The 8,894-nt window shown below is 73.5% G+C and carries 6 protein-coding genes; 5 read left to right on the top strand and 1 reads right to left on the bottom strand.

Annotated elements, in window-relative coordinates; all coding sequences use genetic code 11:
- Positions 1 to 5: 5 nt before the first annotated feature.
- Positions 6 to 3,380 (top strand): pyruvate carboxylase, encoded by a 3,375-nt coding sequence (locus AC27LF_RS27310; protein ID WP_479661151.1) that lies wholly within the window; start codon positions 6 to 8, stop codon positions 3,378 to 3,380.
- Between the two features lie 536 nt (positions 3,381 to 3,916).
- Here AC27LF_RS27310 and AC27LF_RS27315 read toward each other — a convergent pair.
- Positions 3,917 to 4,720 carry an SDR family NAD(P)-dependent oxidoreductase gene (locus AC27LF_RS27315; protein WP_479661147.1) on the bottom strand — a complete coding sequence of 268 codons (804 nt, stop codon included), beginning with the start codon at positions 4,718 to 4,720 and terminating at the stop codon, positions 3,917 to 3,919.
- An 86-nt stretch (positions 4,721 to 4,806) separates the two neighbouring features.
- On the opposite strand from AC27LF_RS27315, the gene AC27LF_RS27320 reads away from it, so the two are divergent.
- The 4 genes from AC27LF_RS27320 (at position 4,807) to AC27LF_RS27335 (ending at position 8,830) form a co-directional block, all read left to right on the top strand.
- The gene (locus AC27LF_RS27320; protein ID WP_479661146.1) at positions 4,807 to 5,658 is read left to right on the top strand and encodes a helix-turn-helix transcriptional regulator; all 852 of its coding nucleotides are present in this window, start codon (positions 4,807 to 4,809) and stop codon (positions 5,656 to 5,658) included.
- A gap of 113 nt (positions 5,659 to 5,771) precedes the next feature.
- On the top strand, positions 5,772 to 6,239 hold the full coding sequence (locus AC27LF_RS27325) for a MarR family winged helix-turn-helix transcriptional regulator (RefSeq protein WP_479661145.1): 468 nt from the start codon (positions 5,772 to 5,774) through the stop codon (positions 6,237 to 6,239).
- Between the two features lie 136 nt (positions 6,240 to 6,375).
- Entirely contained in the window at positions 6,376 to 8,097 is a 1,722-nt protein-coding gene (locus tag AC27LF_RS27330) for an MFS transporter (protein ID WP_479661144.1), read from the top strand.
- A gap of 157 nt (positions 8,098 to 8,254) precedes the next feature.
- The gene (locus tag AC27LF_RS27335; protein ID WP_479661143.1) at positions 8,255 to 8,830 is read left to right on the top strand and encodes a DUF2269 family protein; all 576 of its coding nucleotides are present in this window, start codon (positions 8,255 to 8,257) and stop codon (positions 8,828 to 8,830) included.
- The last annotated feature ends 64 nt before the right edge of the window (positions 8,831 to 8,894 follow it).

Here is an 8,894-nt window from a genome sequence, read left to right on the forward strand (position 1 = left end):
CGATGATGTTCCGCAAGGTGCTGGTCGCCAACCGTGGTGAGATCGCGATTCGCGCGTTCCGCGCCGGCTACGAGCTGGGCGCGCGCACGGTCGCCGTGTTCCCGCACGAGGACCGCAATTCACTGCACCGGCTCAAGGCCGACGAGGCCTACGAGATCGGCGTACCCGGGCATCCGGTACGGGCCTACCTGTCGGTCGAGGAGATCGTGGCCGCGGCACGCCGCGCGGGCGCCGACGCGGTGTACCCCGGCTACGGGTTCCTGTCCGAGAACCCGGAACTCGCCCGGGCCTGCGAACAGGCCGGCATCACATTCGTCGGACCCGGCGCCCACACGCTCGAACTGACCGGGAACAAGGCCCGTGCCGTGGCCGCCGCCCGCGCCGCGGGCGTGCCCGTGCTGGGCTCCTCGGCGCCCTCCACCGACGTGGACGAACTGGTCCGGGCCGCCGACGACATCGGTTTCCCGGTGTTCGTGAAGGCGGTGGCGGGCGGCGGCGGCCGCGGGATGCGCCGGGTCGCGGAACCCGCCCAGTTGCGCGAGGCCATCGAGGCGGCGTCCCGCGAGGCGGCCTCCGCGTTCGGCGACCCCACCGTCTTCCTGGAGAAGGCGGTCGTCGATCCGCGCCACATCGAGGTGCAGATCCTCGCCGACGGCGACGGCGACGTCATCCACCTCTTCGAGCGGGACTGCTCCGTGCAGCGCCGCCACCAGAAGGTCATCGAACTCGCGCCCGCGCCGAACCTGGACCCCGCGCTGCGCGAGCGGATCTGCGCCGACGCCGTGCGCTTCGCCCGCGAGATCGGCTACCGCAACGCCGGCACCGTCGAGTTCCTGCTCGACCGCGCGGGCCGTCACGTCTTCATCGAGATGAACCCGCGCATCCAGGTGGAGCACACGGTGACCGAGGAGGTCACCGATGTCGACCTCGTACAGGCCCAGTTGCGGATCGCCGCCGGGCAGACCCTCGCCGACCTGGGGCTGACCCAGGAGTCCATCACCCTGCGCGGTGCCGCGCTGCAGTGCCGCATCACCACCGAGGACCCGGCCAACGGCTTCCGCCCGGACACCGGCCGGATCAGCGCGTACCGCTCGCCGGGCGGCTCGGGCATCCGCCTCGACGGCGGCACCACCCACGCCGGCACCGAGATCAGCGCGCACTTCGACTCGATGCTGGTCAAACTCACCTGCCGGGGCCGGGACCTGAAGGCCGCGATCGTCCGCGCCCGGCGCGCCGTCGCCGAGTTCCGCATCCGCGGCGTGGCCACCAACATCCCCTTCCTGCAAGCCGTACTCGACGATCCGGACTTCCAGGCCGGACGGGTGACGACCTCGTTCATCGAGGAACGCCCCCACCTGCTGACCGCGCGCTCCTCCGCCGACCGCGGCACCAAACTGCTCACCTATCTCGCCGACGTCACCGTGAACAAGCCGCACGGCGAGCGGCCCGACCTGATCGACCCGGTCACCAAGCTGCCCCCGCTGCCCGCGGGCGAGCCGCCCGCCGGGTCCCGGCAGCGACTCGTCTCGCTCGGCCCCGAGGGCTTCGCCCGCCGACTGCGCGAGTCACCGACGCTCGCCGTCACCGACACCACCTTCCGCGACGCCCACCAGTCGCTGCTCGCCACCCGGGTGCGCACCAAGGACCTCCTCACCGTCGCCCCCGTCGTCGCCCGCACCCTGCCCGGGCTGCTGTCCCTGGAGTGCTGGGGCGGCGCCACCTACGACGTCGCCCTCCGCTTCCTCGCCGAGGACCCCTGGGAGCGGCTGGCCGCCCTGCGCGAGGCCGTGCCCAACATCTGTCTGCAGATGCTGCTGCGCGGCCGCAACACCGTCGGCTACACGCCGTACCCGACCGAGGTCACCGACGCCTTCGTGCAGGAGGCCGCCGCCACCGGCATCGACATCTTCCGGATCTTCGACGCGCTCAACGACGTCGGCCAGATGCGCCCCGCCATCGACGCCGTGCGCGAGACCGGCACCGCGGTCGCCGAGGTCGCCCTGTGCTACACCGCCGATCTCTGCGACCCGTCCGAACGCCTCTACACCCTCGACTACTACCTGCGCCTGGCCGAGCAGATCGTCGCCGCGGGCGCCCACGTCCTCGCGGTCAAGGACATGGCGGGACTGCTGCGCGCCCCCGCCGCGGCCACGCTCGTCACGGCGCTGCGCCGCGAGTTCGACCTGCCGGTCCATCTGCACACCCATGACACGGCGGGCGGTCAGCTCGCCACCTATCTCGCCGCGGTCCAGGCGGGCGCTGACGCGGTGGACGGCGCGGTGGCGTCGATGGCGGGCACCACCTCACAGCCGTCGCTGTCGGCGATCGTCGCCGCCACCGACCACTCGGCGCGGCCCTCGGGCCTCGACCTCCAGGCCGTCGGGGACCTGGAGCCGTACTGGGAGAGCGTCCGCCGGATCTACGCGCCCTTCGAGGCGGGCCTCGCCTCGCCGACCGGGCGGGTCTACCACCACGAGATCCCCGGCGGACAGCTGTCCAACCTGCGCACCCAGGCCGTCGCGCTCGGACTCGGCGACCGGTTCGAGGACATCGAGGCGATGTACGCCGCCGCCGACCGGATCCTGGGCCGCCTGGTCAAGGTCACTCCGTCCTCCAAGGTCGTCGGGGACCTCGCCCTGCATCTGGTCGGCGCCGATGTGCGCCCGGAGGACTTCGAGGCCGCACCGGACCGGTACGACATCCCCGACTCCGTCATCGGCTTCCTGCGCGGCGAGTTGGGCACCCCGCCCGGTGGCTGGCCGGAGCCGTTCCGCACCAAGGCGCTGCGGGGCCGGGCGGAGGCGAAGCCCGTGCCGGAGCTGACCGCCGACGACCGGGAGGGCCTGGAGAAGTCCCGGCGCGCGACGCTGAACCGGCTGCTGTTCGCAGGCCCGGCACGGGAGTTCGAGACCCACCGGCAGACCTTCGGCGACACCAGCGTGCTGGACAGCAAGGACTTCTTCTACGGGCTGCGCCCCGGGACGGAGTACGCCGTCGACCTGGAGCCCGGGGTGCGGCTGCTGATCGAGTTGCAGGCCGTCGGGAACGCCGACGAGCGGGGCATGCGCACGGTGATGGCCACCTTGAACGGCCAGCTCAGGCCCATCCAGGTGCGCGACCGGGCGGCGGCCTCGGACGTGCCGGCCACACAGAAGGCCGACCGCGGCAACCCCGGCCATGTGGCGGCGCCGTTCGCGGGCGTGGTGACGCTCGCGGTCGCCGAGGGCGACGAGGTGGCGGCCGGGGCGACGGTGGCCACCATCGAGGCGATGAAGATGGAGGCCGCGATCACCGCCCCGCGGGCGGGCCGGGTGACCCGCCTGGCCATCAACCCCGTCCAACAGGTCGAGGGCGGCGACCTCCTGGCCGAACTGACCTGACCCAACCCCCCACAAGCCGCCCCCGCCCCGCCCACCCCGACACCCCACAAGCCGGGTGCGGGAGGTCGTGCCGGGGTGCCTGGGCGGCGGGCCGGTGCCGGGGCGTCCACCCGGGATCGGAACGGCGGGGCACCCGCGACCTGCGGATTCGCAACCCCCGCGCCCGCGGTCCCCGACCCCGGTCAGTCGCGACGCCCTCGTCCGGTCCCCGACCCCGGTCAGTCGCCGACGCCCTGGCCCGGTCCTCGACCCCGGTCAGTCGCCGACGCCCTGGCCCGGTCCCCGACCCGGACAGTTGCGACGCCCCGGCCCGGTCCCCGACCGCTGGTCCATGCGCCGGTTCCCGTCCGTGCGGGTTCCTCCCGGTCGGGCGCCCTGCGGATCTCCTCCCGCTCAGATGCCTCGGCCCGTCCGGTCGTCGGCGCCTTTCCCTGCCCGCTGCCCTACCACGTGGCCGGCGCCGTCGAGGACGGCCGTCGCGGCGGCGTCCGGAGCCGTGACCGTTCGTCGGTGGCCCGGACCGCGCGGCGGTGCGGTCATGCGCGCATGCCGCCGTCCACGCGCAGGATGGTTCCGGTGACATAGGACGCGCGGTCGCTCAGCAGCCAGGCCGCCGCCTCGGCGATCTCCGCCGGGTCGGCGGCCCGGCCCAGCGGGGTCTGGGCGTTGAGGCGGTCGATGACGCCCGGGTCGGCCTCGTCCCAGTGCTCCAGCATGTCGGTGCGGGTGGTGCCCGGCGCGATGGCGTTGACCCGGATGTTCTCCGGGCCGTAGGTCACCGCGGCCGACGCGGTGACGCTGTTCAGGGCCCGCTTCATCGCGCCGTAGCCGGGCAGCCACGGGTTTCCCATCAGGCTGCCGACGCTGGAGGTGCTGACGATCGCGCCCCGCCCGGCGGTGGCGCGCATCGCCGCGACCTCGGCGGCCACGGCGACCCAGGGACCCTTGAGGTTCACCGCGTACAGATGGTCGAGGTCGGCCTCGGGCACCCGGTCGAGCGGGTTCGGCGGCACGGCCACCGCCCCGTTGTTGAAGGCGATGTCGAGGCGGCCGTACACCGCCACCGTCCGGTCCACGGCGGCCCGTACGGAGTCCGGGTCGGACAGGTCGCACACGATGTGGTCCACGCTCGCGCCGGTCGCCCTGATCTCGTCGGTCACCGCCTTGAGCCGGGCCTCGGTGGGGGACGCCAGCAGCAGCCGGGCGCCCTCCCGGGCGAACAGCCGGGCCGCGGCGGCGCCGATGCCCCGGCCGGCGCCGATGATCAGCCCGGCCTTGCCTGCCAGGAGACCCGCGGCCGGGGCCGCCGGGACGGGTGCCGAGTTCACTGTTTCGTTCATGCCGTCGAGACTGCGCCGGGCGTCCGGGCCCAGCCAGGCACCGGCAGTACCTGGCTGGGCCCGGACGCCCGGCGGACACTGGGGGTGTGGACAGACGTGAACTGGCATCCTTCCTGCGCAGTCGGCGCGAGCGGATCACCCCCGCCGACGTGGGCCTGCCGGCCGGGACACGGCGGCGTACGCCCGGACTGCGCCGTGAGGAGGTGGCGCACCTGGCGTTCATCTCGACCGAGTACTACACGCGCCTTGAGCAGGCACGGGCCCCGCGCCCCTCGTACGAGGTGCTGACCGGTGTCGCCCGCGCGCTGCGACTGTCGGACGCCGAGCGCGCCCATCTGCACCACCTCGCGGGCGTGCCCCCGCTGCCGCCGTCCGGCCCGCCGCGGGTGGTGCGCCAGAGCATCGTCGACCTGCTGGAGCGGCTGCCGCAGGCCGCGGCGTTCGTGCTCTCCGCGATCTACGAGGTGATCGCCTGGAACGATCTCGCCGCCGCGCTGATGGAGGACTTCTCCGCGCTGCCCCGCCGCGACCGCAACCTGATCCGCCGGGTCTTCCTCGGCCCCGGCAGGAGCGGGCGGCGGCTGTACGGCGTCTCGGGCACCGACGAGTTCGCCCGTACCTCCGCCCACCATCTGCGGGCCGCCGCCGCACGCTACCCGGACGACCCGGAAGTGACCGGCCTGGTGGCCGAACTGCTGGCCGGCAGCGAGGAGTTCGCCCGTCTGTGGGACTCCCACGACGTGGCCGCGCAGCCCACCCTGTGCAAGACGCTCCAGCACCCCTCGGTGGGCGCTGTGACGGTCCGCTGCGACGTCCTGGACATCACCGACCTCGACCAGCGCGTCGTCATCTACACCGCCGCGCCCGGCTCGCGGGACGAGGAGGCACTGCGGTTGCTGTCGGTGATCGGCACCCAATCCATGGACGTACCGGGCTGAACCGTCCGGGCGATGACGGCCGGTCGGCGGGCGGTCACCGAACCCCCGGCCGCCCGGCTCCGGACCCCTCCCGGCATCTTGTTTCACAGTACATCTAAGTGCATCATGCAGGTATGCATAAGCGGGTTATGGATCCGGCGGCCCCCGGCGTCTCGCCGGAGGACCTGATCATCGCCGTCGAGCAGCTGGTCCGGCACGTACGCCGCAGTGCCACGGCCGGCGGCCTGAGCACGGCGGCCTCCTCGGTGCTGGCCCGGCTCGGCCGCGAAGGCCCCCAGCGGCTGACCGAACTGGCCCGCGCCGAAGGCGTCTCCCAGCCGAACATGACCCAGCTGATCACCCGGCTGGAGCGGGCCGGTCTGGCGCGTCGCACCGCCGACCTGAGCGACGGCCGGGGCGTCCTGGTGGCGGCCACCCCCACCGGCCTCGACGTCTTCCGGCAGCGGCGCGCGGAGCGCGCCGAGGCGCTTCAGGACCTCGTCGCGCGGCTCACCGAGGCCGAACGGGACGCGGTGCACATCGCGCTGCCCGCCCTCGCCCGGGCCATCCGGGACGACCACGAGCGCCCGGCCCCCTCCTGACCCCGTCGTCCACCTTTCATTTTTCCTCCCGCTTTCCCCCCTCCCGCCCTTTGCCCGTCCCGTTCTCCGCCCGTCCTGCCCTCTGCCTGTCCCGTTCTTCGCCCGTCCCCGTCAACGCTCCGGAAGAGAAGCACACATGAGTGCACCCCATGGAAAGGCCGCCAGTCCCTTCAAGCAGCCCAAGGCCGTCTGGGCCGTCGCGTTCGCCTGCGTGATCTCGTTCATGGGCATCGGCCTGGTCGACCCGATCCTGCCCGCGCTGGCCGACAACCTGCACGCCTCGCCCAGCCAGGTCTCCCTGCTGTTCAGCAGCTATCTCATCGTGACCGCGGTCGCCATGCTCGTCGTCGGCTGGTTCTCCAGCCGCTTCGGCGCCAAGCGCACCCTCGTCATAGGACTGGCGGTCATCGTCGTCTTCGCCGCGCTGGCCGGCTCCTCCGGCTCCATCAACGGCATCGTCGGCTTCCGGGCCGGCTGGGGCCTGGGCAACGCCCTGTTCATCGCCACCTCACTGGCGGTGATCGTCGCCTCGGCCAGCGGCGGGTTCGGCGGCGCGATCATCCTGTACGAGACCGCCCTCGGCCTCGGCATCGCCGTCGGTCCGCTGCTGGGCGGGGAACTGGGCGCGATCAGCTGGCGCGGACCGTTCTTCGGCGTCGCGGCGCTGATGGCCATCGCCCTCGTCGCCACCCTCGCCTTCGTGCCCACCCTGCCCCGGCCGGCCCGCCGCAGCTCGCCGCTCGACCCGCTCAAGGCGCTGCGCCACCGCGGCCTGCTGACCATGGGCATCATGGCGCTGCTGTACAACTGGGGCTTCTTCACCATGCTGGGGTACGCGCCCTACCCGATGGAGCTGAGCGCCCATCAGCTCGGACTGGTCTTCACCGGCTGGGGTCTGCTGGTGGCCGCCTTCAGCGTCTTCTTCGCCCCCCGCCTCCAGGCCCGCTACGGCACCGCCCCCGTGCTCTACGCCAATCTGCTCGGCCTCGGCATCGTGATGGCCGTGATCGCCGCGGGCGTCGAGACCCCCACCGTCGTGATCGTCGCGGTCATCCTCAGCGGCGCCTTCATCGGCATCAACAACACCCTCACCACCCAGGCCGTCATGCTGGTCTCCCCGGTGGAGCGCCCGGTCGCCTCCTCCGCGTACGGCTTCCTGCGCTTCATCGGCGGCGGCCTCGCCCCCTATGTGGCGGGCAAGCTCGCCGACGCCACCGACCTCAGCGTCCCCTTCTACCTCGGCGCCGCCACCTTCGTGCTCGCCATCCCGGTACTGGCCAGCGGGCACCGCCTGCTGCGCGCCGCCGAGACCGACACCGGCGAGGGCGAACCGGTGACCCCGCTGCTCACGCCCGTCGGCACCGCACCGCGCGCCGGCACCCGGCCGGTCATCGTCGCGGTCGGCGCCCACGAGGGGGCCGCCGCCACCGTCGACACCGCGGCCCGGTTCGCCCAGGACACCGGCAGCCCGCTGGAGATCGTCCATGTGCAGCAGACCGCCGTCGTGGAGGAACAGGCCGTCGACACCGAGACCGCCGACCAGGCCCACGCCGCCGTCACCGCCCACCTCGACCGCCTCGCCGCGTTGGACATCCCCGTGACGGGGCAGATCCTCAGCAGCGTCGGCGACCACGCCGCGGCCGGACGCGTCCTGGCCCGGCACGCCACCGAGGTGGGCGCCCGGGCCATAGCGGTCGGCCGTTCGCCGCGCGGCCCCCTCGCCCAGTTCGCCGACGGCAGCCTCACCACCGCGCTCACCCACGCCGCCGACTGCACGGTCGTCCTCGTCGAACCCGAACACACCCCACGGCCGCTGACCTCGGCCACCCTGTCGGAACTGCGCGCACAGGCCCGCTGATCGCCACCACCCACCGGCGCCGGACCCGCCAGCGGGCCCGGCGCCACCGCGTCCGGCGCCACCGCGGGGGCCGTAGGCGTGTACGCCCGCGAACGTACGCGGGGTTACTCCCCCCGGCAGACGCCCCTGCGGGCCGTTGACCGGCACGGTGAGAGCCATGAAACTGAGCCGTCCGGCCCGCCGGGCCCTTCTCGTCGTCCATGTCACCGCCTCCGCGAGCTGGCTCGGGATCACGCTCGGGCTGCTCGCGCTGGGGATCACCGCGGTCACCGCCGGGCAGGCGGGGGCCGTCACCGCCGCCGTACGCTCCATGCGGTTGTTCGCCGACTGGCTGCTGCTTCCCGTGGCGCTCGTCACGCTCCTCAGCGGTGTGGCACTGTCCCTCGGCACACCGTGGGGCCTGGCCCGGCACCGCTGGGTCTGGACCAAGTTCTGGCTGACCCTGGCCACCACCGCCGCGACGGCCTTCGCGCTGCGCCCCAGGGTGCATGCGGCGGTCACGGCCGTCACCGCCGGCGAACCCCTGCCCGACGCCGGTGTGGTCCTGATCGGACCGGCCGTGTCGCTGGCCGCCTATGCCTTCATGACGGCGATCTCGGTGCTCAAGCCATGGGGCCCCACCCGGCGCGGGCGCCGGTTGCGCGAGGCCGCGCGTCCTGTTCCCGCGCGTGAGACACGGGCGTCCACGAACGGTGACCGGCCTGGACGGCGGGTGCCGCATGCGCGCCGGTGAAAAAGGCGCGCCCGGCTCGCCGCACACGGCGGTGGACGGCCCCAGAAGGCCGGGAAACACCGCG

The sequence above is a fragment of the Streptomyces diversicolor genome (assembly GCF_057537855.1).